Raw genomic sequence first — 414 nt, 5'->3', positions numbered from 1 at the left:
GACGCGCTAGCTTCAGGTGCTAGTGTCCGTATGGACGTGGAGGTTCAAGTCCTCTTCTGGGCACCATTTTATATCATGTTATCCCCTTTTCATGGTGTAAAATGGTGCAGCGGCAAGCAGTACTATTTAGAAATAGTATTGATAGAGTATTAGCAAAACGTTTGTATTCGCCCAGATGGCGGAATTGGTAGACGCGCTAGCTTCAGGTGCTAGTGTCCGTATGGACGTGGAGGTTCAAGTCCTCTCCTGGGCACCATTTTATATCATGTTATCCCCTTTTCATGGTGTAAAATGGTGCAGCGGCAAGCAGTACTATTTAGAAATAGTATTGATAGAGTATTAGCAAAACGTTTGTATTCGCCCAGGTGGCGGAATTGGTAGACGCGCTAGCTTCAGGTGCTAGTGTCCGTATTA

1 tRNA gene is annotated in these 414 nt (G+C 45.4%); it reads left to right on the top strand.

From position 1 onward, the window contains the following. The first annotated feature begins 169 nt into the window (after positions 1-169). Positions 170-256, top strand: a tRNA-Leu gene (locus tag JFC11_RS18890). Positions 257-414 lie beyond the last annotated feature (158 nt).

Source organism: Vreelandella alkaliphila (assembly GCF_016107625.1).
Classification (GTDB): domain Bacteria; phylum Pseudomonadota; class Gammaproteobacteria; order Pseudomonadales; family Halomonadaceae; genus Vreelandella; species Vreelandella alkaliphila.
Note: the sequence above shows the minus strand (reverse complement) of the source record. Positions and strands in the feature narration are given on the sequence as shown.